The 23,314-nt window shown below is 70.4% G+C and carries 20 protein-coding genes, 4 tRNA genes and 2 pseudogenes; 14 read left to right on the top strand and 12 right to left on the bottom strand.

Annotation, left to right across the window (positions count from 1 at the left end; translation table 11 throughout):
- A pseudogene (locus tag EFK10_RS24935) lies at positions 1-187 on the bottom strand (hypothetical protein); the annotation flags it as partial.
- A 116-nt stretch (positions 188-303) separates the two neighbouring features.
- Here EFK10_RS24935 and crcB (EFK10_RS24930) point away from each other — a divergent pair.
- The 6 genes from crcB (EFK10_RS24930) (at position 304) to EFK10_RS24905 (ending at position 3,650) form a co-directional block, all read left to right on the top strand.
- The gene (gene crcB / locus EFK10_RS24930) at positions 304-756 is read left to right on the top strand and encodes a fluoride efflux transporter CrcB (RefSeq protein WP_240677446.1); all 453 of its coding nucleotides are present in this window, start codon (positions 304-306) and stop codon (positions 754-756) included.
- The gene (locus EFK10_RS24925) at positions 753-1,097 is read left to right on the top strand and encodes a DUF190 domain-containing protein (protein ID WP_127357902.1); all 345 of its coding nucleotides are present in this window, start codon (positions 753-755) and stop codon (positions 1,095-1,097) included. Before crcB (EFK10_RS24930) ends, EFK10_RS24925 begins: the two co-directional genes overlap by 4 nt.
- Entirely contained in the window at positions 1,094-1,453 is a 360-nt protein-coding gene (gene crcB, locus EFK10_RS24920) for a fluoride efflux transporter CrcB (RefSeq protein ID WP_127357901.1), read from the top strand. The genes EFK10_RS24925 and crcB (EFK10_RS24920) overlap by 4 nt, the downstream gene beginning before the upstream one ends.
- A gap of 47 nt (positions 1,454-1,500) precedes the next feature.
- A complete protein-coding gene (locus tag EFK10_RS24915; RefSeq protein ID WP_127357900.1) occupies positions 1,501-1,860 on the top strand; it encodes a metallopeptidase family protein in 360 nt (119 codons plus the stop codon).
- 82 nt (positions 1,861-1,942) lie between these two features.
- Positions 1,943-3,484 carry a metallophosphoesterase family protein gene (locus EFK10_RS24910; protein WP_127357899.1) on the top strand — a complete coding sequence of 514 codons (1,542 nt, stop codon included), beginning with the start codon at positions 1,943-1,945 and terminating at the stop codon, positions 3,482-3,484.
- Positions 3,485-3,574: 90 nt separating this feature from the next.
- Positions 3,575-3,650, top strand: a tRNA-Glu gene (locus EFK10_RS24905).
- Positions 3,651-3,716: 66 nt separating this feature from the next.
- On the opposite strand, the gene EFK10_RS24900 is transcribed toward EFK10_RS24905, so the two are convergent.
- Positions 3,717-5,759: a mannosyltransferase YkcB-related protein gene (locus tag EFK10_RS24900; protein WP_127357898.1), complete on the bottom strand. Its 2,043-nt coding sequence runs from the start codon at positions 5,757-5,759 to the stop codon at positions 3,717-3,719.
- A 183-nt stretch (positions 5,760-5,942) separates the two neighbouring features.
- The gene (locus EFK10_RS24895; RefSeq protein ID WP_127357897.1) at positions 5,943-7,118 is read right to left on the bottom strand and encodes an ROK family protein; all 1,176 of its coding nucleotides are present in this window, start codon (positions 7,116-7,118) and stop codon (positions 5,943-5,945) included.
- 208 nt (positions 7,119-7,326) lie between these two features.
- On the opposite strand from EFK10_RS24895, the gene EFK10_RS24890 reads away from it, so the two are divergent.
- The 5 genes from EFK10_RS24890 to EFK10_RS24870 all read left to right on the top strand — a co-directional run bounded on the left by EFK10_RS24890 (position 7,327) and on the right by EFK10_RS24870 (position 12,096).
- Complete coding sequence (locus tag EFK10_RS24890) at positions 7,327-7,599, top strand: DUF6479 family protein (protein WP_127357896.1); 273 nt, start codon at positions 7,327-7,329, stop codon at positions 7,597-7,599.
- A gap of 114 nt (positions 7,600-7,713) precedes the next feature.
- Positions 7,714-7,788 (top strand) — tRNA-Asp (locus EFK10_RS24885).
- Positions 7,789-7,792: 4 nt separating this feature from the next.
- Positions 7,793-7,866 (top strand) — tRNA-Phe (locus tag EFK10_RS24880).
- 126 nt (positions 7,867-7,992) lie between these two features.
- Positions 7,993-11,937, top strand: a complete 3,945-nt coding sequence (gene hrpA, locus EFK10_RS24875) for an ATP-dependent RNA helicase HrpA (protein WP_127357895.1) — start codon at positions 7,993-7,995, stop codon at positions 11,935-11,937.
- Positions 11,938-12,021: 84 nt separating this feature from the next.
- Positions 12,022-12,096: transfer RNA gene (locus EFK10_RS24870), tRNA-Asp, on the top strand.
- 586 nt (positions 12,097-12,682) lie between these two features.
- Here the strand turns inward: EFK10_RS24870 and bldC are convergent.
- Positions 12,683-12,889: a developmental transcriptional regulator BldC gene (gene bldC / locus EFK10_RS24865; protein WP_027749187.1), complete on the bottom strand. Its 207-nt coding sequence runs from the start codon at positions 12,887-12,889 to the stop codon at positions 12,683-12,685.
- 453 nt (positions 12,890-13,342) lie between these two features.
- Positions 13,343-14,188: a hypothetical protein gene (locus EFK10_RS24860; protein ID WP_127357894.1), complete on the bottom strand. Its 846-nt coding sequence runs from the start codon at positions 14,186-14,188 to the stop codon at positions 13,343-13,345.
- Between the two features lie 147 nt (positions 14,189-14,335).
- On the opposite strand from EFK10_RS24860, the gene EFK10_RS24855 reads away from it, so the two are divergent.
- Positions 14,336-15,502, top strand: coding sequence for a Leu/Phe/Val dehydrogenase (locus EFK10_RS24855; RefSeq protein WP_206305577.1), 1,167 nt, complete (start codon positions 14,336-14,338; stop codon positions 15,500-15,502).
- A 423-nt stretch (positions 15,503-15,925) separates the two neighbouring features.
- Entirely contained in the window at positions 15,926-16,186 is a 261-nt protein-coding gene (locus EFK10_RS24850; protein ID WP_127357892.1) for a DUF3073 domain-containing protein, read from the top strand.
- A 78-nt stretch (positions 16,187-16,264) separates the two neighbouring features.
- On the opposite strand, the gene purM is transcribed toward EFK10_RS24850, so the two are convergent.
- The 6 genes from purM to EFK10_RS47750 form a co-directional block, all read right to left on the bottom strand.
- A complete protein-coding gene (gene purM, locus EFK10_RS24845) occupies positions 16,265-17,332 on the bottom strand; it encodes a phosphoribosylformylglycinamidine cyclo-ligase (protein WP_127357891.1) in 1,068 nt (355 codons plus the stop codon).
- A gap of 29 nt (positions 17,333-17,361) precedes the next feature.
- Positions 17,362-18,879 carry an amidophosphoribosyltransferase gene (gene purF, locus EFK10_RS24840; RefSeq protein ID WP_127357890.1) on the bottom strand — a complete coding sequence of 506 codons (1,518 nt, stop codon included), beginning with the start codon at positions 18,877-18,879 and terminating at the stop codon, positions 17,362-17,364.
- A gap of 110 nt (positions 18,880-18,989) precedes the next feature.
- On the bottom strand, positions 18,990-20,708 hold the full coding sequence (locus EFK10_RS24835; RefSeq protein ID WP_127357889.1) for a hypothetical protein: 1,719 nt from the start codon (positions 20,706-20,708) through the stop codon (positions 18,990-18,992).
- 36 nt (positions 20,709-20,744) lie between these two features.
- The gene (locus EFK10_RS24830) at positions 20,745-21,542 is read right to left on the bottom strand and encodes a maleylpyruvate isomerase family mycothiol-dependent enzyme (RefSeq protein ID WP_127357888.1); all 798 of its coding nucleotides are present in this window, start codon (positions 21,540-21,542) and stop codon (positions 20,745-20,747) included.
- A 410-nt stretch (positions 21,543-21,952) separates the two neighbouring features.
- A complete protein-coding gene (locus EFK10_RS24825; RefSeq protein WP_127357887.1) occupies positions 21,953-22,159 on the bottom strand; it encodes a DUF4177 domain-containing protein in 207 nt (68 codons plus the stop codon).
- A 38-nt stretch (positions 22,160-22,197) separates the two neighbouring features.
- The gene (locus EFK10_RS47750) at positions 22,198-22,365 is read right to left on the bottom strand and encodes a hypothetical protein (protein ID WP_164836142.1); all 168 of its coding nucleotides are present in this window, start codon (positions 22,363-22,365) and stop codon (positions 22,198-22,200) included.
- On the opposite strand from EFK10_RS47750, the gene EFK10_RS24820 reads away from it, so the two are divergent.
- The gene (locus tag EFK10_RS24820; protein WP_127357886.1) at positions 22,366-22,602 is read left to right on the top strand and encodes a hypothetical protein; all 237 of its coding nucleotides are present in this window, start codon (positions 22,366-22,368) and stop codon (positions 22,600-22,602) included. It begins immediately after the preceding gene.
- Here the strand turns inward: EFK10_RS24820 and EFK10_RS47745 are convergent.
- Positions 22,522-23,314: pseudogene (locus EFK10_RS47745) on the bottom strand (hypothetical protein); the annotation flags it as partial. The gene EFK10_RS24820 and the pseudogene EFK10_RS47745 overlap by 81 nt on opposite strands.

Raw genomic sequence — 23,314 nt, 5'->3', positions numbered from 1 at the left:
CGGCATGCCGGCCGCCCGGCAGCCGCAGCCCGCCGTCCGACTGCCCGCCGCTGGTGCCGCCCGCCCCGGCCGCCCTGGCCGTGGAGCCGTGCGGCTTGGGGTCGTCGCCGGAGCCGCCCACGCTCATGCAGCCGGTCACGGCCAGTACGGGGAGGAGCAGGGCGGCGGCGGTACGGAGCGGGGTCACGGGGGCACCTCGATGGGCTGGAGTCGGCGGCTTCGCGCTGCCCAACGGGCTCCAGGCCCCTCCGGTAACGTTGGCCGCAGCGGCAGGAGTGGTGGATGAGCGGAGCTGATTCCCAGATGGCGGTGAGCCCCACGGCCCCCGCGCGCCCGCCGTCGCCCCTCCGCGGCCAGGGCCCGGCCGTCGCGGTCGTCGCGCTCGGCGGCGCCATTGGCGCGTGCGCCCGCTACGGCGCCGGGCTGCTGTGGCCGACGGCTACCGGGACCTTCCCCTGGACGACCTTCGGGGTCAACGCGCTGGGCTGCGCCGTCATTGGCGTGTTCATGGTCGTCATCACCGAGATCCGCCCCGCCCACCGTCTCGTACGGCCGTTCTTCGGCACCGGGGTGCTCGGCGGCTTCACCACCTTCTCGACGTACGCGGTCGACATCCAGCGCCTCGTCGACCACGGCCGGGCGCCCCTCGCCCTCGCCTACCTCGCGGCGACCCCGGTGGCAGCGCTGCTGTCCGTATGGGCCGCGGCGGCCCTCACCCGCCGGACCGTGAACCTGCGTGGCGGAAGGACCCGATGAGACTCAGCGGCCCCGCTCTGCGGGTCACGATCGTCACCGGCGAGAACGACACCTGGCACCACCGACCCCTCTACAGCGAGATCGTCCACCGCGCCCGTGCCGCCGGGCTGGCCGGTGCCTCCGTCTTCCGGGGCATCGAGGGCTTCGGCGCGTCCTCGATCGTCCACACCTCCCGGCTGCTGTCGCTCAGCGAGGACCTGCCGGTCGCCATCGTCATCGTCGACAGCGAGGACCGCGTCCGCGCCTTCCTCCCCCAGCTCGACGAGCTGGTCACCGAGGGCCTGGTCATCCTCGACGCGGTCGAGGTCATCACGTACACCGGAAGGAAGCCCGGCGCGTGAACTGGCTGCTCGTCATCGCCGGCGCCGCGATCGGCGCCCCGCTCCGCTATCTGACGGACCGTACGGTCCAGTCCCGGCACGACACCCTCTTCCCCTGGGGCACTTTCACCGTCAACATCACCGGCTGCCTGCTCCTCGGCCTGATCACCGGCACCGTCTCCCCGCACGTACAGCTCCTGCTCGGCACCGGCCTGTGCGGGGCCCTGACCACGTACTCGACGTTCTCGTACGAGACCCTGCGGCTCGCCGAACAGGGAGCCCGGCTCTTCTCCGTGCTGAACGTCGTCGCGAGCCTCGTGGCGGGCCTGGGCGCGGCCTTCGCGGGCGCGGCGGTGGCGACTGCGGTGTGGGGATAGGTGCGGGGCTGGGGCTCCAGAGGGCCCGCAGGGCGGACAATGGCCGTGTGCTGGAGATGTCGCGCGATGCGTTCGAGGAACTGGTAAGCGATGCGCTGGACCGGATCCCGCCGGAACTGGCCCGGGTGATGGACAACGTGGCGGTGTTCGTCGAGGACGAACCCGACCCGTCCGCGACCGATGAAGCGGGGTTGCTCGGGCTGTACGAGGGCACGCCGTTGACCGAGCGCGGCGAGTGGTACGCGGGCGTGCTGCCGGACCGGATCACCATCTACAAGGGCCCGATCCTGCGCATGTGCGACTCGCAGGAGGAGGTCGTGGAGGAGGTCGCCACGACCGTCGTCCACGAGGTGGCCCACCACTTCGGCATCGAGGACGAGCGGCTGCACGAGCTGGGCTGGGGCTGACGTCCGACGCCCCAAGGCGAACGTCTCAAGGCGAACGCATGCGCCGGGCATATCGCGGCAGCCTTACGGGCATACGTGGGCAATGGTCGGCGATCTGCCCAACAGCTTCCAGCGCATCCGTTCCCTGCCCGCCACGATCAAGGCCCGCTACCAGGCCCGGCACGCCGAGCCCACGCTCTCCCTCAGCCAACCAGCCCATCCCTGTATCCGCGCGTTCGCGCTGCTCGCCGTCACGCTGATCGGCAGCTGGCTCGGCCTGGTCGTGCTCGGCGGCATCAGCGAGCCGGTCGGGCCGATGAACACCCGGATGTCGCTGCACCCCTCCTGGACCGGCGACACGAAGGTGAACGTCTCGCCGCTCGGCGCCCTGGTGTTGGACAGCCACGACGGCCCGCTGCGCCTCCAGGTCGACGTCAACGCCCTCGACCCCGTGCGCGCCCAGACCCTGGTGAAGCACCCCGAGCGGATCAGCGGCCTGGAGGGCGAGGTCACCCACGACGTCCGGCGCAGCTTCGTCCAGCTCGGCGCCACGTCCGCCGGCGCCGTCCTGATCGGCGCGACCGCCCTGGGCCTGGCGGTGTACCGCAGGCCGCGCCGGGCCCTGGCCGCCGGCGGGCTGGCCTTCGTCCTGCTGGTGGCCAGCGGCGGGGTCGCGTACGCGACATGGAACCCGAAGTCCGTCCTGGAGCCGAAGTTCTCCGGGCTGCTGAGCAGCGCGCCCTCGGTGGTGGGCAACGCCCGCAGCATCGTCAGCGACTTCGACGTCTACCAGCAGGAGCTGGCCCGGCTGGTGACCAACATGACCAAGCTGTACGACGCGGCCTCGACCCTGCCCGCGTACAACCCGGACCCGAGCACGCTGCGGGTGCTGCACGTTTCGGACATCCACCTCAACCCGGCGGCCTGGGAGATCATCCGCTCGATAGTGTCCGAGTACAAGATCGACGTGATCATCGACACCGGCGACCTGATGGACCACGGCACCGCCGCCGAGAACGGCTTCACCTCCAGCATCCCGGACCTCGGCGCTCCCTACGTCTACGTACGCGGCAACCACGACTCGCTCAGCAGCCAGAACTCGGTCGCGAGCCGCAAGAACGCGTACGTCGTCGACAACAGCAATTCCGTGACCGTCAAGGGCCTGCGGATCGCCGGCATCGGCGACCCGCAGTTCACCCCCGACCGCTCCGTGGCCGCCGCCGGTGACCCGGCCGAGCAGGCCGCCGGGCAGCAGCTGGCCGCCGCGATCAGGAAGCAGAACGCGACCGGCCACAAGGTCGACATCGCCATCGCCCACAACCCCGTGGCCGCCCAACAGGTCGACGGCACCGTCCCGCTGATCCTCAGCGGCCACCTCCACCACCGCGACATCACCACCCTGAGCAAGGGCAGCCGGCTGATGATCGAGGGCACGACGGGCGGCGGCGGTCTGCGGGCGGTCGAGGGCACCACCCCGCAGAAGATCATGGCCTCCGTGCTCTACCTGGACCGCGACACGAAGAAACTGCAGGCCTGGGACGAGATCACGCTCGGCGGCCTCGGCCTGACCACGGCGGAGGTGAGCCGGCACCTGCCGGCGGAGGTGAAGCCGGGCGCCTCGCCGTCGCCCGGCGGGTCCTCCTGAAACGTCCCATAACCGTTTTGGCGATACCGAGCGGCATCCCATATGCTTCACACGCCCGCGACGGCCGCAAATTCGCCCGGCGGGCCATCGGCCCTCATCGTCTAGTGGCCCAGGACGCCGCCCTTTCAAGGCGGTAGCACGGGTTCGAATCCCGTTGGGGGCACCACAAAAGAAGCCATGCCGTTCGTCGGCTGCCTCCTCGCGGGGTAGCCGACGAACGGCATGGCTTTTGTTACTTCTGCGCGGCGGATGAGGGCGAGCAGAGGTAGAGCCACTCGGGCTGGTAGTCCGTCCGGATGCAGTGGGCCCGGACCCAGGCGGCGACCGAACGGCCCGGAGCGGTGGGGGCGCCGCCGAGCACGACGTAGCGCACCTGGCCGGTGGCCACCAGGTTCCGGAACTCCGTACGGGTCGGGCTGGGCACGGCACCGGTGAAGCCGCCCATCGGGAGCACCTTCGCGCCCTCGTAGAGGATGTACGCCGAGGCGGACCGCCAGCTCGTGGTGGCGAACAGGAAGCGGGCGCCGTTCTGGCGGGCGCGGGTGTAGTCGAGCAGCCGTTGTTGCTCGGCGTTGAGCCCGCTGTGGCTGCCGCCGGTGGACTGCTTGCCGGAAGGGGGCGCCGAGTGGGCGGACTCTTGGCCCTTGGCCTTCCCTATCTGTGCCTCGATCGGGTCCGAGGCGCCTCCGGCCATAGCCGGAGCGGGCTTTTTCGTGGTGGGATGGAGGGTCACCGGACCGGCCGCGCCCATGCCGGAGTGCCCGTACTTCGGGTTCAGCACCGAGGACGCCCACGCGGCGGACGGCAGCAGCATCGCGGCGAGTCCCACACCGAGGCCCAGAACGGCCATCCGCCGCCGCGCGCTTCGGCGGGACACGGCCAGCAGCACCAGTGACGCTGCGCCGAGGACAACCGCGGCCGGGGCCAGCCACGGTATGAAGGTGGGGAATTGCTGCGCGACGAACGCCGACCAGACCACCGTGCTCACCACAGCCGTCGGCAGCGCCCACGCCCGGCCGCGGTTGCCGCTGCGCCAGGCGCGCCAGAACTGCACCATCCCGGCGCCGAACAGGGCTGCGATCGGCACGCCGACGACACCCATGTAGTACGTGTGTCTGCCGACCGCCCCGGCGCTGAACACCATGAAGTACGTCGCCAGCCACACTCCCCACATCAGGAAACCCGCCCGCAAGGGGTCCTCCCGCGGCCTGCCGCGCCGCCACGCCAGTCCGCACACCGCCGCGAGCGCTGCCGCCGGATACAGCCAGCCGATCTGCGTGGCCAGCGACTTACCGAACATCTTTCCCCAGGCCGCGAGACTCTGGCTGGAGCTGGGCGCCGGTGTGGCGCCGGCCATGACCGACGCCGAAACGCTGCCGGTGTCCTTGGCGCTGACGCCCAGTGAGGAGAAGCGGTTGAGGAAGTTGTAGCCGGCGGCCATGCTGACCGCCGAGTTGTTGGTCGTGCCGTCCATGTACGGGCGGTCCTTGGCCGGGGTCACCGTCACCAGCAGCACCCAGGACGCCGACACCGCCAGGCACACGGCGCCCGCCACCGCCAGGTGCGCCAGCCGGCGGCGCAGCGCGGTCGGGGCCGACACGGCGTAGAGCAGCCCGAGCGCGGGAAGTACCGCCCAGGCCTCCAGCATCTTGGCCTGGAAGCTCAACCCCACCCACATCCCGGCCGCCAGCAGCGGCCGCAGCCGGGCCTCGCGTGCCGCCCGCAGTGTGGCGTCGGCGGCCAGCAGCAGGAGCAGGGTGAACGCCGGGTCCTCGACCGTGGTACGGAACAGCCCGGCGATCACCGGGGTGAGGGTGAAGGCGCCCGCCGCGAGCAGAGCCGCGTTGACGCCCGCCCAGCGGCGTACCGCCCGGTACAGCACCGCCACGCTCAGCACACCCTCGATGACCTGCGGCAAGGTCAGCGACCACGGATGGAAGCCGAAGATCCGCGCGGACAGCGCCTGCGGCCACAGGAAGCCCGGCAGTTTGTCGATGGTGATCGTATTGCCGGGGTCGAACGATCCGAACAGGAAGCCCTTCCAGCTCACGGTCATGCTGCGCGCGGTCTCGGCGTAGAACGAGTGGTATCCGCTGTGCTGGATGTCCCAGGTGAACAGCACGGCGGCAACCGCGAGGATGACCAGCAGCGTCGGCCGGGCGTGCGCGGGCTGATCCCTTGGCGACCGCCATCGGATCGCGGCGCGGGCGACGATACGGGGGCGCGTGCGCTGGGCGGATCCAGCGGGCACATCGGGCACGGTGGTGCTGAGCATGGACGGACCTTCCGGGGGGCGACGTAGCTCGCGTCAGCCCGAAAGACGGCCAAGGCACCCGGTGAGATCCATCCGCGCGGTAAGAATTGGGCAAGTACATGTGTGCGAGGGTTCAGCCATGCGGGCTCCAAGCCGGTCCCGCTGGCCTGCCCGTAGGCCTGCCTAGAAGGCACCTGGGGGCGGCTACGGCTTGTCGGGGCCGATGAACATCTGGATGGCGGTCGCGGCGGCCCCGCGCGCCCACTCCTCGAAGGGGAGCGGGCGGGTGAGCAGTTCGCACTCCTTGGCGGCGCCGAAGGCGGCGGTGGCGAAGGCGGCACGGATCTGCTCCTCGAACAGGTCGTACGCGGTGAGTCCCTCGCCGGAGATGACCACGCGCCCGGGCCCCAGAAGGTTGACCACGGCCGCGATGCCGGTCCCGATGGCGTACCCGGCCCGGGCGTAGGCCTCACGTGCCCCCGGGTGGCCCGAGCGCGCGAGGGCGAGCGCATCCTCCGCCGTGGCGACGGGCTCCCCGGTCACCTCGCGGATCCGCCGGACGATGGCGGGGTCGGCGGCGATCGCCTCCACACAGCCGGAGTTCCCGCAGTGGCAGGGCGGCCCCGTCGGGTCGATGGGCAGGTGGCCGATCTCGCCGGCGACGCCGTGCGCCCCGGCCACCACCCGCCCGCCGACGACCAGACCGCAGCCGATTCCGGCACCGACCGTGACCAGCGCGAAGGTATCCGCGCCCACCCCGGCGCCGAACCACTGTTCGGCGACGGTCAGCGCCCGTACGTCGTTGTCGACGACGGTCGGCAGTCCGGTCGCGCCCCGCACCAGTTCAGCCAGCGGTACGTCCCGCCAGCCCAGGAAGGGCGAGTAGTGGACCATACCCACCTCGCGGTCGACGTCGCCGGACACGGCCACGCCCACCGACTGGACGGGCACGCCGTAATCCTCGGCGGCCGTGCGGAGTTCGGCGGTGAGCGCGCTGATGACCTCCAGGACGGCGGCCGGTTCGCGCGTGTCAAGCGAGACGTGCCGGGCCCCGCGGATGCGGGCGGTCAGGTCGGCGAGGACACCGATCGCCTCGTCGCCGGTCACCTTTATTCCGATGAAGAACGCCCGCCCCCCGTCCACCCGGAGAGGATTGGCCGGCCTCCCGAGCGCCGCGCCCTTGGCCCCCTCGGCCGCCTCGACCAGATAGCCGGCGTCCAGCAGCGGACGTACCGCCTTGGTGATCGCGGCGGACGACAGTCCCGTACGGCGGCCCACCTCCACGCGGGAAACCGGGCCCTGGGTGAGGACCGTGGTGAACACGAGCGTCGCGGCCGGCGTGCTCACCGGGAACGGCTCGAGGGGAGGACGGGAAGCCATGGCGGGAAAGGTAGAGGCTTTCTTTTCCTCTGTCAATAAAGGAAACAAGACTCTTAGCATTTACAACAGATAGCTGAATTTCCCTTGGATTCTCAGACCGTCCAGGGGGTTGACAAGCATTTGGTAGGCCAGTGCGGCCCCTACGACCCTTCGTAGTCGTCTTCCGCCGGGACGATTCGTACGTGCCGACGGGGGCAGACGGTCCTCTATGTACGCACCGCCGGCCGGTCCCCAGCCGCGCTCCGGCGCCTGGCACACCCGCGAGGAGTACGACACCGGCACCGCCGCAGGTCACGGACCGGGCCACCAGAGCGACGGGCCGCCACCCGTACGACGGGAGACGGGGCTCCGCGAACCCGACGAGGTGCCCCACGACAGCCGCCGCCTCAGGCCCCACGAGATCCGGGACTACGGCAGCCGGCCCGCCGGCTCCGGCGACGCCGAGCGGATCAGGACAGAAAATAAGGCGGACGGGGCATGACCTGGGGTCTGATACGCTGATCCAGCGACGTCAGGCCACCAGAGCGTGACACCGCGGGGCCCCGCAGGGGGCACACAAAACGTGTGCGAGACTAGTGCTCGCATCGCACAGCAAGGTCCTGTGGAGCAGTTTGGAGTGCTCGCCACCCTGTCAAGGTGGAGGCCGCGGGTTCAAATCCCGTCAGGACCGCTGCGGCTGGGTAGCTCAGTTGGTACGAGCGACCGCCTGAAAAGCGGTAGGTCGCCGGTTCGACCCCGGCCCCAGCCACCGCACGACGTAGGGCCCGTCCTCGGACGGGCCCTACGTCGTTCTCTTCCGGCCAGTCCCGCGATTGAGGACACAGAAAAAGCTGTTCGCCGCGGAGCCGCACCGGATGCGATCCTGGACGGCGGTATGTCTACGCAACCTCGCGGCGAAGCCGCGCCCGCCTTCGCCGACCTCGGCGCCCGCCTCTCCGACCTGACCCTGCGCGACGCGCAGCAGCTCGGCCGCCGCCTCGAAGGCGCCCGCCGCATCCGCAAGCCGGAGGCGCGGGCCGCCGTGCTCGCCGAGCTGAGCGGCGAGATCGACAAGGCCGAGGCCCGGGTCGCGCAGCGCCAGGCGGCCATACCCCGGATCACATATCCGGAGCAGCTTCCGGTCAGCCAGAAGAAGGACGACATCCTCGCCGCCATCCGCGACCACCAGGTCGTGATCGTCGCGGGCGAGACCGGCTCCGGCAAGACCACCCAGATCCCCAAGATCTGCCTTGAGCTGGGGCGCGGCGTCCACGGCCTGATCGGCCACACCCAGCCCCGCCGCATCGCGGCCCGTACGGTGGCCGAGCGCGTCGCGGAGGAGCTCAACACCCCGCTGGGCGCCGCTGTTGGCTGGAAGGTCCGCTTCACCGACCAGGTCGGCGACAGCACCCTGGTCAAGGTCATGACCGACGGCATCATGCTCGCCGAGATCCAGACCGACCGCGAGCTGCGCCAGTACGACACGATCATCATCGACGAGGCCCACGAGCGCAGCCTCAACATCGACTTCATCCTGGGCTACCTCGCCCAGCTCCTCCCCCGCCGCCCCGACCTCAAGGTCGTCATCACCTCGGCCACCATCGACCCGGAGCGCTTCTCCCGCCACTTCGGCGACGCCCCGATCATCGAGGTCAGCGGCCGTACGTATCCCGTCGAGGTCCGCTACCGGCCGCTGCTGGCAGAGGACGCCGATGATGACGACCGCGACCAGATCACCGCGATCTGCGACGCCGTCGACGAGCTTCAGGCGGCCGGCCCCGGCGACGTCCTGGTCTTCCTCTCCGGCGAGCGTGAGATCCGCGATACCGCGGACGCGCTCAACAAGAAGCAACTGCGCTTCACCGAGGTCCTGCCCCTTTACGCGAGGCTGTCCTCCGCCGAGCAGCACCGGGTCTTCCAGCAGCACACCGGCCGCCGCATCGTCCTGGCGACCAACGTCGCCGAGACCTCCCTCACCGTCCCCGGCATCCGGTACGTGATCGACCCGGGCACCGCCCGCATCTCCCGCTACAGCCACCGCACCAAGGTCCAGCGCCTCCCCATCGAGCCGGTCAGCCAGGCCAGCGCCAACCAGCGCAAGGGCCGCTGCGGCCGTACGTCCGACGGCATCTGCATCCGGCTCTACAGCGAAGATGACTTCGAGTCCCGCCCCGAGTTCACGGACGCCGAGATCCTCCGTACGAACCTGGCCTCCGTCATCCTCCAGATGACCGCCGCCGGGCTCGGCGACATCGCCCGCTTCCCCTTCCTCGACCCGCCGGACAGCCGCCACATCAAGGACGGCGTCCAGCTTCTGGAGGAGCTCGGGGCGCTCGACCCCAAGCAGAAGGACCCCAAAAAGCGGCTCACGCAGCTGGGCCGCAAGCTCTCCCAGCTGCCCGTCGACCCCCGCCTGGCCCGCATGGTCCTGGAGGCCGACCGCAACAACTGCGTACGCGAGGTCATGGTCATCGCGGCCGCGCTCTCGATCCAGGACCCCCGCGAGCGGCCCTCGGACAAGCAACAGGCCGCCGACGAGAAGCACCGCCGCTTCGCCGACGAGACCAGCGACTTCCTCGCGCTGCTCAATCTCTGGAACTACGTGCGCGAGCAGCAGAAGACGCTGTCCTCCTCCGCGTTCCGCCGCATGTGCCGCACCGAGTTCCTGAACTACCTGCGGATCCGCGAGTGGCAGGACATCTACAGCCAGCTCCGCTCGGTCGCCAAGACCATGGGCATCCACATCGCCGAGAGCCGCGACGCCGCCAATCCACAGCATGTGCACACGTCACTGCTGGCCGGGCTGCTCTCCCACATCGGCCTGAAGGACACCGACAAGAACAACGAGTTCCTGGGCGCCCGCAGCGCCAAGTTCGCGGTCTTCCCCGGGTCGTCCCTCTTCAAGAAGCCGCCGCGCTGGATCATGTCGGCCGAGCTGGTGGAGACCTCCCGGCTCTGGGCCCGGGTCAACGCGAAGATCGAGCCCGAGTGGGTCGAGCCGCTGGCCGAGCACCTGGTGAAGCGCACGTACAGCGAGCCGCACTGGGAGCAGAAGATGGCCGCCGTCATGGCGTACGAGAAGGTGACGCTGTACGGCGTCCCGCTCGTCGCCCAGCGGAAGGTCAACTACGGGCGGATCGACGCCGAGACCAGCCGCGAACTGTTCATCCGCCACGCCCTGGTCGAGGGCGACTGGCGTACCCACCACCAGTTCTTTCACGACAACCGCAAGCTGCTCGCGGAGGTCGAGGACCTGGAGCACCGGGCCCGGCGCCGCGACATCCTCGTCGACGACGAGACGCTCTTCGACTTCTACGACCGGCTGATCCCCGAACACGTCGTCTCCGGCGCGCACTTCGACTCCTGGTGGAAGCACAAGCGCCACGAGGAGCCGGAGCTGCTCAACTTCGAGCACTCCATGCTGATCAACGAGAGCGCGGAGGCCGTCACCAAGGACGACTACCCCGACTCCTGGCGGCAGGGCGCGCTCAAGTTCCGTGTGACGTACCAGTTCGAGCCCGGCTCGGACGCGGACGGCGTCACCGTCCACATCCCGCTCCAGGTGCTCAACCAGGTCACGGCCGACGGCTTCGACTGGCAGATCCCGGGGCTTCGGGCGGAGGTCGTGACCGAGCTGATCCGCTCGCTGCCCAAGCCGATCCGCCGGCATTACGTACCCGCGCCGAACTACGCGAAGGCCTTCCTGGACCGCGTCGTACCGGTGCAGAATCCCCTGCCCGAGACGCTGGCGCGTGAGCTGCAGCGGATGGTGGGCGTGCCGGTCGCGCCCGAGGACTTCGACCTCGGCAAGATCCCGGATCACCTGAAGATCACCTTCCGGGTCACCGACGAACGCAAGCGCAAGCTCGCCGAGGACAAGGACCTGGACGCCCTCAAGCTGAGCCTGCGGCCGAAGACCCAGGCCGCCATCTCCAAGGCCTTCGAGGCCGCCGCCGAGTCCCCCGTCGAGCAGCGCACCGGCCTGAAGCAGTGGACCATCGGCACCCTCTCCCGCACCTTCGAGACCCGGCGGGCCGGCCAGCCGATCAAGGCGTACCCGGCGCTGGTCGACGAGGGCGAGTCCGTTTCCGTACGTCTCTTCGACACCGAGGCCGAGCAGACCGAGGCCATGTGGCGCGGCACCCGGCGGCTCATCCTGCTCAACGTGCCGACCAACCCTGCGAAGTTCGCCACCGACCGGCTCACCAATCAGGACAAGCTCGCCCTGTCCCGCAACCCGCACGGCTCCGTCGCCGCCCTCTTCGACGACTGCGTCACGGCCGCCGCCGACCGGCTCATCGCCGACCACGGCGGCCCCGCCTGGGACGAGGAGTCCTTCCGCAAGCTCTTCGACTCCGTACGCGCCGACCTGGTCGAGCTCACCATCCAGACCATCGCCCGCGTCCGCCAGATCCTCGCCGCCTGGCAGGCCTGCGAACGCCGCCTGAAGGCCACCACGAGCCTCGTCCTCGTCCCCAACCTCGCCGACGCCAGGGAACACCTCGGGAGCCTCGTACACCCCGGTTTCGTGGCCGACACGGGTCTGCGCCGCCTACCGGAGCTCCTGCGCTACCTCGTCGCCGTCGACCGCCGCCTCCAGCAGATGCCGGCCGCCGCCCAGCGCGACACCTCCCGTATGGAGAAGGTCCGCGAAATCCAGGCCGAATACGCCGACCTCCTCGCCGCGCAACCCCCCGGCCGCCCCGTCCCACCCGCCGTCCGCGACCTCCGCTGGATGATCGAAGAACTCCGCGTCAGCTACTTCGCCCACGCCCTCGGCACCGCCCACCCCGTCTCCGACAAGCGCATCTTCAAAGCCCTCGACGAAGCCTGGGGATGAGGCCCGCGCAACGGGTTCGCTTCCACCCCCTGACCTGCTGTACAGTCTCTCTCGCAGCCAAGGAAGTGCGGCTGCGAAACACCTGGTCCTGTGGAGCAGTTTGGAGTGCTCGCCACCCTGTCAAGGTGGAGGCCGCGGGTTCAAATCCCGTCAGGACCGCAGTAAGAGGACAACGGCCCGCATCCCGTCTCGGGGGCGGGCCGTTGTGTTGCCCGGAGGCCGCGCCCGCGGCGCCGGCCGCAGACGGGACGCAGTAAATCCCGTCAGGACCGCAGTAGCAGGCAGGACGGAGAGGCCCGGATCCCCTGGATCCGGGCCTCTCCGCGTGGTACGCCTGGCACATGGCGACGGGGCGAGCTCAGAGGCGGCAGAGAAGCCGGGCACAGGAAGTTCCACTACCGTACGAGCCTGAGCAGGGACAAGAGCCGTGGGTGTGATGGGTGTCACGCGATAAGTTTCGACTGTGGGGGAACCTGAGCCCTCCTGTGGAACCGTCAATTTAATATGTGCAATTGCACGTCCCCGACGGGAACACAGGGAACGCACAGCAAAGGCCCGCGAAGGGCCCGCAGGCCGTCCACGAGCCATCCCCGAGTAGCCCTCGGGCACAAAAAAAATCGCACCGGACCCGGCGGAGTCCGGTGCGATCAACGCAACCGTTGGGCTTCCCTGATGGGGGCAGGGGTCCCGGTAGAGCAAGCGAGCCGTCGGGGTGGGGGCCCCGGGGAACGCCCGTTGTGGCAGGTCAGACCTCGCTGCGCTGCTGCGGAATGCCCGCCAGCAAGGCACGGACCTCCGCTTCGCGGTAGCGACGGTGACCGCCGAGCGTACGGATGGACGTGAGCTTGCCAGCCTTGGCCCAGCGCGTGACCGTCTTCGGGTCCACCCGGAACATGGTGGCAACCTCAGCGGGGGTCAGCAGCGGCTCGGCATCAGGGGTGCGAGCGGTCATGAGCGGCCTCCTCGAGAGAACCGAACCAACACGGTTCTTTCCTCTAAATTCTGCACCTTGACCCGCGTTGCCCGAAATGGCGGACGCGGGCCGAGTCGGTAATAGGACGAACGGCTTGTCCTCGGCACTACAACTACACCATCTGTCCAGCCGTGTCGGCCAAACCGATGGATTTGCCCTCTCAGGTGTCGAACCTCGGTAGACCCGCAAAGACCACGCCATAACGGACAGTCACTCCAGAGTGACGATCAGTCACAGCGGTCCCACGAGCCACAGCCGAACCCTCAAGGAGTGTGATGCCGGGCGAGCCGTACAAACATGGACACAGGGGACCTACTGGACCCCTTGTCCCATATTGTCATGAGGGGTGGGTGTCTCGGCAAGGGCGTCAAACGTGCTCTTCGTCACCCTTGGGCCAAAGCTCCGAGTCGGGACCAAGGTCCCGACGCCCCATCAACTCGCGTACTGGAGTTCGCGAACGCCGCGCCAGCGCTCCGTGAGCCGCTCGTACGCCTCGCCGGCCGCGTCGGTGTTTCCGTCACGCAGAGCGGCCAGTCCTTCGGCCACGTCGGCGGCCGAGTGGTCCTCGGCGAGGACGTCCTCGGGGATGGCGTGCACCAGGCCGCCGTAGTCGAGTTCGACCATCGAGCGGGGGTGGAACTCCTCGAGCCAGCGCCCGACATCGACGAGGCCGTCAATCAGGGGCCCCTCTTCGAGTGAATCCTTCAGCACCCGAAGCCCCCGCGCCGTCCGCCGGCGGGCCTGCACCATCGGGGTGCGGTAACGCAGCACCGGCTGCTTGGACTCGCCGTCGCCTGACGGCTCGTACTCCCGCTCGGAGTCGGCGAACAGTGCGAACCAGCGCACCGGCACATGCCAGGTGGCCGAGCGGATCCACGGGCGGGCGTCGGGGTTGCGGGAGCGCCAGTCCTCGTAGTCCGCCTCGGCCTGGAGACGTACGACGGGCGGCAGCAGCGCGTCCAGCACCGGGACGGGGTACTGCTCGGTGAGCTCCTCGAGGGCCAGCCAGCCGCGCAGCCGGGTCCGCCAGGGGCTGACGTGGGTCACGCCGTCCACAACCGCCACGAAGGCGTCCCGGCTCTCGTGCACGGGAACGGCGACCGGCGGCATCGGCAGGAGATCGGCCAGGGACTGGCGTAGTTCGTCCTGTGCGGTCCGTTCCGTGCCCGAGGCGGCATACCTGTACCAGTGGGTGCGCTCGGGCTCCGGGAAGGCCGCCAGAGGCTCGTACACACGCAGATACGCGGCGTACGGGACGAGCACCGATGACAAGCCCACACCCGCTCCCTGTAGACGGCACCTCTGTCTCGCGATGTCTTCGCATCGTCCCACGGCGCTTCCCCCACCGGGAGTGATCCACGACACTGAGAGCATGTCCCTGAGCAGGTGGCTCTACTCTTCTGCCAACCGGCCCTCCCCACCCGCATGGAGGGCGACCTCTGGACTTCGGGAGTCACCACAGTGACCGACGTACGTCAGGCCGACAGCGTCCTTCCCAGGCAATCGTTCCTGGACCACCTCTGGCGATCGGAGCTGGGAGGACACGAACAGGTCGTGCTGTGCCAGGACCGTGAGAGCGGCCTCAGGGCCGTCATCGCGCTCCACTCGACCGCCCTGGGCCCCGGGCTCGGCGGCACCCGCTTCTTCCCGTACGCGACCGATGAGGAAGCCGTCGAGGACGCGCTCAACCTGTCGCGCGGAATGTCGTACAAGAACGCCCTCGCCGGGCTCGACCACGGCGGCGGCAAGGCCGTCATCATCGGCGACCCGGACCTGATCAAGTCCGAGGACCTGCTGCTCGCCTACGGCCGCTTCGTGGCCTCCCTCGGCGGCCGCTACGTCACGGCGTGCGATGTCGGCACGTACGTCGCGGACATGGACGTCGTCGCCCGTACGAACCGCTGGACCACCGGCCGCTCCCCCGAGAACGGCGGCGCCGGCGACTCCTCCGTGCTCACCGCCTGGGGTGTCTTCCAGGGCATGCGCGCCGCCGCCCAGGTCCGCTGGGGCGACCCGACGCTGCACGGCCGCCGGGTCGGCATCTCCGGCGTCGGCAAGGTCGGCCACCACCTCGTCGAGCACCTGCTGAAGGACGGCGCCGAGGTCGTCGTCACGGACGTCCGTGACGAGGCGGTGGAGCGGATCCGCTCCCGCCACCCCGAGGTCACCGCCGTCATCGACGCGGACGCCCTGATCCGGACCCCGCTGGACGTCTACGCACCCTGCGCCCTCGGCGGCGCCCTCAACGACGACACCGTGCCCGTCCTGACCGCCGGCGTCGTCTGCGGAGCCGCCAACAACCAGCTCGCCCAGCCGGGCGTCGAGAAGGACCTCGCCGACCGTGGCGTGCTCTACGCGCCGGACTACGTCGTCAACGCCGGCGGTGTGATTCAGGTCGCAGACGAGCTCCACGGCTTCGACTTCGAACGCGCCAAGGCCAAGGCCACGAAGATCTTCGACACGACGCTGGCCATCTTCGACCGCGCCGCAACCGACGGCATTCCCCCTGCGGCTGCCGCCGACCGCCTCGCTGAACAGCGCATCGCGGACCGTACTCCGGCGGAGCGCTGGCTGCGCCCGACGGCTGGATAGGCCGGAGTGGTCTCCGCCACACCGCTCCCTGCCGACGGACGGAGTCCGGCGCAGCCGCCCGAAGCCTGCGAAGCGGTGCGAGGGCGGCAGAAGTAGGAATCTGCCGCCCTCCCGCTGCGAGTTGGCTGCGCCCGACGGCGGGGTAGACCCGTCGTGGGGCGCCGCCAAAAGTGGAATGTGGCCGTTACCACGCCCCGACGCCAAGACCGCGACAGAAGAAGGTAAAATCACGACTGACCAGCAAGGAAGGGGCCCTCAGGGCACCCGCTCCGACGCGCGTCGTGCGGGCGACGTACCGTGCGGCGTCGGAAGCAGGTACCGTTGAAGGCCACGGATCGGCGTCTCCCCCGAGAGGCCGTTCCCTATCGTGAACGCGTGTCAAGACTCGGGGCCGTCGAGCCCCGCCGTTAAGGGGGTCGAGCCATGGGGCGCGGCCGGGCCAAGGCCAAGCAGACAAAGGTCGCCCGCCAGCTGAAGTACAACAGCGGCGGAACCGACTTGTCACGTCTGGCCAACGAGCTGGGCGCATCGTCGACACAGCCGGTGAATGTCAATCCGGAGCCTGTCGAGGACGACGATGAGCATGACGACGACCCGTACGCTCAGTACGCGGCGCTCTACAACGATGACGAGGACGAAGAGGACGAGGAGTCCGAGCCGTCCGCACAGCGTCGTCGCGCTTGACACAGCTGACGCAGCAGTGTCCTCACTGACCCGGTCCGGGCTCCGCCCCGGACCGGGTTTCGTGCTGCCCAGCGCGCCTCACGCCGCGTAGTCACCGGTCAACTCGACCGCCTCCGCGTGGTCGCCACGCTCGGTGACCTCACCGGCGACCCAGGCGTCCAGCCCGCGGTCGGCCAGCGTGGTGAGCGCCACATCCACCGATTCCTGCGGGACGACGGCGATCATGCCGACGCCCATGTTCAGCGTCTTCTCCAGCTCCAGCCGCTCGACGCCGCCCAGCTCGCCGACCGTGCGGAAGACCGCGCCCGGTGTCCAGGTCGAGCGGTCCACGGTGGCGTGCAGGTGGTCCGGGACGACCCGGGCCAGGTTGGCGGCCAGCCCGCCGCCCGTGACGTGCGAGAAGGCGTGCACCTGGGCCGTACGGGTCAGGGCGAGGCAGTCCAGGGAGTAGATGCGGGTGGGCTCCAGCAGCTCCTCGCCGAGGGTGCGGCCGAACTCCGGGACCTCGCGGTCCAGGGACCAGCCGGCCCGGTCGAAGACGACGTGGCGGACCAGCGAGTACCCGTTCGAGTGAAGTCCGGAGGATGCCATGGCGATCACCGCGTCACCCGTACGGATACGATCCGCGCCGAGCACCGCATCGGCCTCGACCACGCCCGTACCGGCGCCCGCGACGTCGAACTCGTCGGCGCCCAGCAGCCCCGGGTGCTCGGCCGTCTCGCCGCCGACCAGAGCGCAGCCGGCGAGCACGCAGCCCTCGGCGATGCCCTTGACGATGGCGGCGACGCGCTCGGGGTAGACCTTGCCGACGCAGATGTAGTCGGTCATGAAGAGCGGTTCGGCGCCGCAGACCACGAGGTCGTCGACGACCATACCGACCAGGTCGTGGCCGATGGTGTCGTACACGCCCATCTTGCGGGCGATGTCGACCTTCGTTCCGACCCCGTCCGTCGCGGAGGCGAGCAGCGGCCGCTCGTAGCGCTTGAGGGCGGAGGCGTCGAAGAGGCCGGCGAAGCCGCCGAGGCCGCCGACGACCTCGGGGCGGGTGGCCTTCTTCACCCACTCCTTCATCAGCTCCACGGCGCGATCGCCCGCTGCGATGTCGACGCCGGCAGCTGCGTAGCTGGCACCGGTGGTTTCAGACATGAGTCTGTCGCGTCCTTGAGATCGGGGAATTACGGGCGACGGAGCGCGTCAGCGGCGTCCGGGCCGCCGGCGAGCTCGGTCTCCAGGAGGTGCTTGCCCAGCAGCTCAGGGTCCGGCAGCTCCATCGGGTACTCACCGTCGAAGCAGGCGCGGCACAGGTCCGGCTTGGCGATCGTGGTCGCCTCGACCATCGCGTCGAGGGAGATGTACGCGAGCGAGTCCGCGTCCAGCGACTTGCCGATCTCGTCGACCGTGAGGCCGTTGGCGATCAGCTCGGCGCGGGTGGCGAAATCTATGCCGAAGAAGCAGGGCCACTTGATGGGCGGCGACGAGATCCGGATATGGACCTCGGCGGCCCCCGCCTCGCGCAGCATCCGGACCAGCGCGCGCTGGGTGTTGCCCCGGACGATCGAGTCGTCCACGACCACCAGGCGCTTGCCCCGGATGACTTCCTTCAGCGGGTTCAGCTTCAGCCGGATACCGAGCTGCCGGATCGTCTGCGACGGCTGGATGAAGGTCCGGCCGACGTACGAGTTCTTCACCAGGCCGGATCCGTAGGGGATCCCGCTGGCCTCGGCGTAGCCCACCGCGGCGGGGGTGCCGGACTCCGGAGTCGGTATCACCAGATCGGCGTCGACCGGGGCTTCCTTGGCGAGCCGGCGGCCCATCTCCACGCGGGAGAGGTACACATTGCGGCCGGCGATGTCGGTGTCGGGGCGCGCGAGGTAGACGTACTCGAAGACACAGCCCTTGGGCCGGGCCTCGGCGAAGCGGGACGCGCGCAGGCCGTTCTCGTCGACGGCGATCATCTCGCCGGGCTCGATCTCCCGGATGAAGCTCGCACCGCAGATGTCGAGGGCGGCCGTCTCCGACGCCACCACCCAGCCGCGCTCCAGGCGGCCGAGGACCAGCGGGCGGATGCCCTGCGGGTCGCGGGCCGCGTAGAGGGTGTGCTCGTCCATGAAGACCAGGCTGAACGCGCCCTTGACCTTCGGCAGGATCTGGGTGGCGGCCTGCTCGACGCTCAGCGGCTTGCCGTCCTCGTCCACCTGGCCCGCGAGCAGCGCGGTGACCAGGTCGGTGTCATTGGTCGCCGCGACCTTCGTTGCCCGGCCGTTGCCCTGCGGGAGGGCGGCCACCAGCTCGGCGAGCTCGGCGGTGTTGACGAGGTTGCCGTTGTGGCCCAGCGCGATCGAGCCGTTGGCGGTGGCGCGGAAGGTGGGCTGGGCGTTCTCCCAGACCGACGCGCCGGTGGTCGAATAGCGGGCATGACCGACGGCGATATGACCCTTGAGAGAGCCGAGAGATGTCTCGTCGAAGACCTGTGAGACCAGGCCCATGTCCTTGAAAACCAGGATCTGCGAGCCGTTGCTCACTGCGATACCCGCGGACTCCTGTCCGCGGTGCTGCAGCGCATACAGCCCGAAATAGGTGAGCTTGGCGACCTCTTCGCCGGGGGCCCAGACACCGAAGACGCCACAAGCGTCCTGGGGGCCCTTCTCGCCGGGGAGTAGGTCGTGGTTGAGGAGTCCGTCACCACGTGGCACAGCACCGAGTCTAGGGCAGGTTCCGCCATCGTCCGAACGAGGTACCCGGGAAGGGCTTCGCTCTATGCGCGTAACCCCATGGGAGGACTGGCCGTGTGACGTACGTTGCCTCAGCCCTGGACCGGCGGACGCAGGGCGGGATCGCGCACCATGGCCACCAGTTCGGCGGCGGCGCGTCCGGCCCGATTGTTCAGGCCGAACTGCCGCTCGGCCCAGGGCCAGCCGACCGTGCCGACCACCGCGTCGGGGGTGCCGGTGAGGGTGCGTACGGCCAGCTGACCGTCGCGGGTGTAGACGACGCTGCGGATCGTGTCCCACGGCACCTGCCGGGTGCCCCAGCGGGCGCGGACGCGCAGCCCCGTGCCGTCGGCGATGATCCGCCAGGCCACCAGGGACCAGGCGTTGACGGCCATCCAGATGCTGCCGAGGATCCAGGTCGCATAGAGCCAGACGCTGTCGTGCTCGCCGTCGATCAGCATCCCGATCCAAATGGCGGTGACCACGCACACCACCAGGCCCCCGAGGACGCGGGCGACCAGCCCGGCCTGCCAGCGGACCGGCCCGGCAGGCGGCTTCAAAGTGGCGAGCGCGACCCGGATGCGGTCCTGCTCGGCCCGCCAGTGGGCGGCCGGCGCATTGCCCGTGCGGTCGCCGCGGGCGCTCCGGCTGATCGTGAGGTCGACGTCCGCGCCGGCCGGCCGTACCGGTCCCGCGCTCGCCCGAGCTGTCGGGCTGTTGTTGTGCGCGCCGGTGAACAGGACCTCGCCGCCTTCGTACGGGGCCCCGTAAAGGACCCCTTCGCGCAGCCCCTGCCAGGACGGGCCGAACGACGTATAGCTGAGCGCGGGCCGGTCGCCCTCACCGTCGCCCGCCGCGGAGATCTGCATCCGCCCGTCGCGCCTCCGTGCCGTCACGCGCAGCACCGGAACGGGCCGGCGGCGCAGGGCCGCTGCGCGCAGGCCCGCGAGGAGGCCGCCGGCGAGGAGCGAGACGCCGAGTCCTGCGCCGAGGAGCCCGAGGGCCTGGCGGCCGGTGCGGTCCTCGTACGGTTCGGCGGCGGGACGGATCCAGTCGCCTTTGACGAGGACGGGGATGGTGGCGCCGACGCTGTAGTCCTCCACGACCTCGATGCGGTGCTTCTGGCCGTCCAGGGCGACGGTCACCACGCCGTCGGCGTCGTCGTACGCGGTGACCTGGGCCTTGAGCGGAGCGGCCGTGCGCGCCGTCAGCTCGTCGTGGCGGTCACTCATGACCGCCGTCGTGAGGAGGAAGCCGGCCGCCCCGCACACGACGACGCCGGTGACAACGAAAGCCACACCCCGGCGGACCCGCGCCACGGTGCGAGGCACGGCGGCCGTGACCCCGCCGGCCGCGTCGAGCGCGTACCCCCGCTGGCGGCGTCGCGCCCGCAGCCGGAGAACGACCGCCGCCCAGCCCCAGCAGAGCGCAGCGACCACGGCCCCGTCGGCGATCCGCTCCGCCCAGGAACCCTGCCAGTTGCTCGGGTCCGCCATCCACAGGAGCAGCAGAGGCGCGGACACCACGGCCACCTCCGGCAGCACGAAGAGCCAGACCAACTGGGGCAGGAGGAGCATCGTCCCGGCGGCGTCGAACCACTCGGGCCGGCAGGGCGCCGCGACCGTGCACACCTCGCCGGGCGAGAAGATCAGCGCCATGATCACGCTCAGCACCAGCGCCGCCGCAGGCCACGCCGGCCGCGCCCAGCTGGGCAGCCGCACGGCAGCCCAGCGGGCCGCGTCGGCGGTCGTCCACGGACGGCAGCCGCCCGGTATGTGGTCGTCGGCCAGTGGCAGCGGAGATGTGCTCACCGGCGCATTATGCGGATGCTTCTTATGAGTAGACCATCAGCCCAGGACCGGCAGATACGACCCGAGGTCGGCCCGTTCACCACTCGCCGAGACGGCGGCGGAGTCGAGCGCGGCCGCCCAGGTCGTACGGCCCGTGGCGAGGCGGATCCAGGTCAGGGGGGCCGTCTCGACGACGTTCGGCGGGGTGCCGCGAGTGTGGCGGGGGCCGGGTACGCACTGGACGGCGGCGTAGGGCGGGACGCGGACCTCGACCGAGTTGCCGGGCGCCTTGTCGGCGAGGGCGTCGGCGAGCAGGCGTACGACGGCGGCGACGGCCTGCCGGTCGAGGGGAACGGCGACCCCGGTGGCGGTGGCCAGATCGTCGCTGTGGACGACGAGCTCAACAAGCCGGGTGACGAGGAAGTCGGTGCTGCGCATGCTGCCGAGCGTGATCGCGATCAACCGGTCGGGATCGACGGCCTTATCCAGAACCGCTTCCAACTGCCCAGCAGCCTCCTCAAGCCGGGCCAAGGCGCTCCCGGTCCCCGCAGCGGCCTCCCGGGTGTCCTCATCCAGCCGATCAGCGATAGTGACCGTGGACCGCGCCCACCTGGCCAGGTCGAGGTCGGCCTTGCCGGGCGCCGCCCGCTCCAGGACATCGGGAACCGCCTCGATCTGCCGGGCAATGTGCACCAGCAACTGGTGCACATTCCATCCCGGCAGCCCGGAAGGACCAGCCAGCGCCTTCGCGTCCAGGTCACGGGACGCGTCCAGGACATGTCGGACCTGTGCGACGAGTGCGACGCCGGTCTTGGCCGGATCGTAACGGCGGGGTCGGCGAGCGGCTGGCGGCATGCCCTGCAGCCTACGTGCCCGGCGGCGGGAGGGGCCGGGGTCCAATCCCTGGACGCCGCCCTCGCGGGCGCTTCGCTTGCTTCGGAACGGCTGCGCCGGACTCCGTCCGCCGGGCACCCAGCCTCGGAAGCCAACGACGACGGGAGGGCCGGGGTCCAATCCCTGGACGCCGCCCTCGCGGGCGCTTCGCTTGCTTCGGAACGGCTGCGCCGGACTCCGTCCGCCGGGCACCCAGCCTCGGAAGCCAACGACGGCGGGAGGGCCGGGGTCGCAGGGGTGGGGATCCTGGACACTCCGCATATTTGTGTGCGGCATGCCGGTCACTCCGCGAACGACCCGTCACGCACGTAGACATGTCGGTCCAGGACCCCCAGCCCCGGAGGCCCTGGCCCCGACCGCAACAGCCGACCTCAGCCCGCGACGACCCGCTCGAACGTCAGCAGCAGACCCTCGACCGCGCCGGGGCCGATGCGGCCCTTGACGTCGGCGGCGGTGATGGCCTTGAGCTGCCAGCCGTCCTCCGCCTGCTTGTTGAGCGTCTTCTCGAGCTTGTCGCCGTCGAGGGCGTCGCCGATCAGCGATTCGCGGAAGCTGACGACCTTGTACTCGTAACTCATGGGTCCGGGGCCTTTCAGATAGGAAGGGCCCTAGCCAATCACCGTACGGCGTATCCGCCTAGCCCGTTCTCGACGAGATCAAAAGCGCGCTCGGCCCGCTCAACGGCCCCCGGGTACACGGCGTCGGCGGTCTCGCCCGCCAGCAGCAGGCGGTGGTTCTCCACGCTGAGGGCGTTGCGGGCGCCCAGCAGCTGCGCCGCCGCCACGTGGGCGAGGACGTGGTCCCCGGTCTCGGCCGTGAGTTGGTCGGCCAGCAGCTCCTGGGCGCGGGCGCGTTCGTCAGCTCGATCGACGTCGTCTTCCTGGCGGCGGGCGTGGTCATGGTGCTGGCGCTGGTGCTGGCGACCCGGCTGCGGTTGCCTTCAGGCGGATCGTACGGGCCGCACGGGTCCGGCGGCCCGGTCGACCAGCGGGCCGTCGTCCCGGTCGGCGCGGAGCAGTAGCAACTCCGCGCGCTCGTAAGGGGCCCCGAAGAGCACCGCGCGCCGCAGACTGGTGCCGTCGGTGCTCTCTGACTCGGGGTCCTGGTCCGCTTCCGGCGATACGGGGCAGGAGAACAGCGGCCGACGGCCGGCGGTGTCGTCCGCCGCGTACACCCAGAGGCGGCCGTCCTCGTCCTCCTGGGCCAGCGCCCTCAGCACCGGCACGGGTCCCCTGCGCAGGCGCGCGGCCCGGTAGAAGGCGGCCGTCCCCTCCGCCGCGAGCGTCAACGCCACTGCGCCCAGCGGCGGGTACCAGATCGCCGGCACCGCGAGCGCGACCCCCGCCCCGATCCGTACCGCCCCCCGCCGCAACGGCGGCACCGGTTGCGGCAGCGCCAGGCGCACCCCCTGCGCGGCGTTCGCCGCGAGCAGCCGCTGGCGGCGCCGTACGTCGATCCTGTGCCGGGCCGCGGCCCAGCCATAGGCCAGCGCGGCCACCGCTGCCGCGTACGCCGCCGGGGGCTCCGTCCAGATCAGCCACGTCATGATCGCCGGGGCCGCTATCAGCGTCAGCTCCGGCAGCCGCACCAGCCAGTACATCTGCGCCGCCGCCAACGCCGCATGCCCCGTCCCCCACCCCTGCGGCTCCACCGCCACCGCCACCGCGACCCCCGCCAGCCACGCCCCGGCCGCCGCCCCCACCCCGCCGCCCGGCACGCCGCCCACCGGCCCG

This window comes from Streptomyces soli, assembly GCF_003999195.1.
GTDB lineage: Bacteria > Actinomycetota > Actinomycetes > Streptomycetales > Streptomycetaceae > Actinacidiphila > Actinacidiphila soli.
This window is presented reverse-complemented; position numbering and strand designations above follow the sequence as displayed.

Bases quoted from the DNA above. Each gene is read 5' to 3' on its own strand.
- crcB (WP_240677446.1), top strand. From the start codon at position 304: ATGGCGGTGAGCCCCACGGCCCCCGCGCGCCCGCCGTCGCCCCTCCGC.
- EFK10_RS24925 (WP_127357902.1), top strand. From the start codon at position 753: ATGAGACTCAGCGGCCCCGCTCTGCGGGTCACGATCGTCACCGGCGAG.
- EFK10_RS24910 (WP_127357899.1), top strand. From the start codon at position 1,943: ATGGTCGGCGATCTGCCCAACAGCTTCCAGCGCATCCGTTCCCTGCCC.
- EFK10_RS24900 (WP_127357898.1), bottom strand. From the start codon at position 5,759: ATGCTCAGCACCACCGTGCCCGATGTGCCCGCTGGATCCGCCCAGCGC.
- EFK10_RS24895 (WP_127357897.1), bottom strand. From the start codon at position 7,118: ATGGCTTCCCGTCCTCCCCTCGAGCCGTTCCCGGTGAGCACGCCGGCC.
- EFK10_RS24890 (WP_127357896.1), top strand. From the start codon at position 7,327: ATGTACGCACCGCCGGCCGGTCCCCAGCCGCGCTCCGGCGCCTGGCAC.
- hrpA (WP_127357895.1), top strand. From the start codon at position 7,993: ATGTCTACGCAACCTCGCGGCGAAGCCGCGCCCGCCTTCGCCGACCTC.
- bldC (WP_027749187.1), bottom strand. From the start codon at position 12,889: ATGACCGCTCGCACCCCTGATGCCGAGCCGCTGCTGACCCCCGCTGAG.
- EFK10_RS24855 (WP_206305577.1), top strand. From the start codon at position 14,336: ATGGAGGGCGACCTCTGGACTTCGGGAGTCACCACAGTGACCGACGTA.
- EFK10_RS24850 (WP_127357892.1), top strand. From the start codon at position 15,926: ATGGGGCGCGGCCGGGCCAAGGCCAAGCAGACAAAGGTCGCCCGCCAG.
- purM (WP_127357891.1), bottom strand. From the start codon at position 17,332: ATGTCTGAAACCACCGGTGCCAGCTACGCAGCTGCCGGCGTCGACATC.
- EFK10_RS24830 (WP_127357888.1), bottom strand. From the start codon at position 21,542: ATGCCGCCAGCCGCTCGCCGACCCCGCCGTTACGATCCGGCCAAGACC.
- EFK10_RS24825 (WP_127357887.1), bottom strand. From the start codon at position 22,159: ATGAGTTACGAGTACAAGGTCGTCAGCTTCCGCGAATCGCTGATCGGC.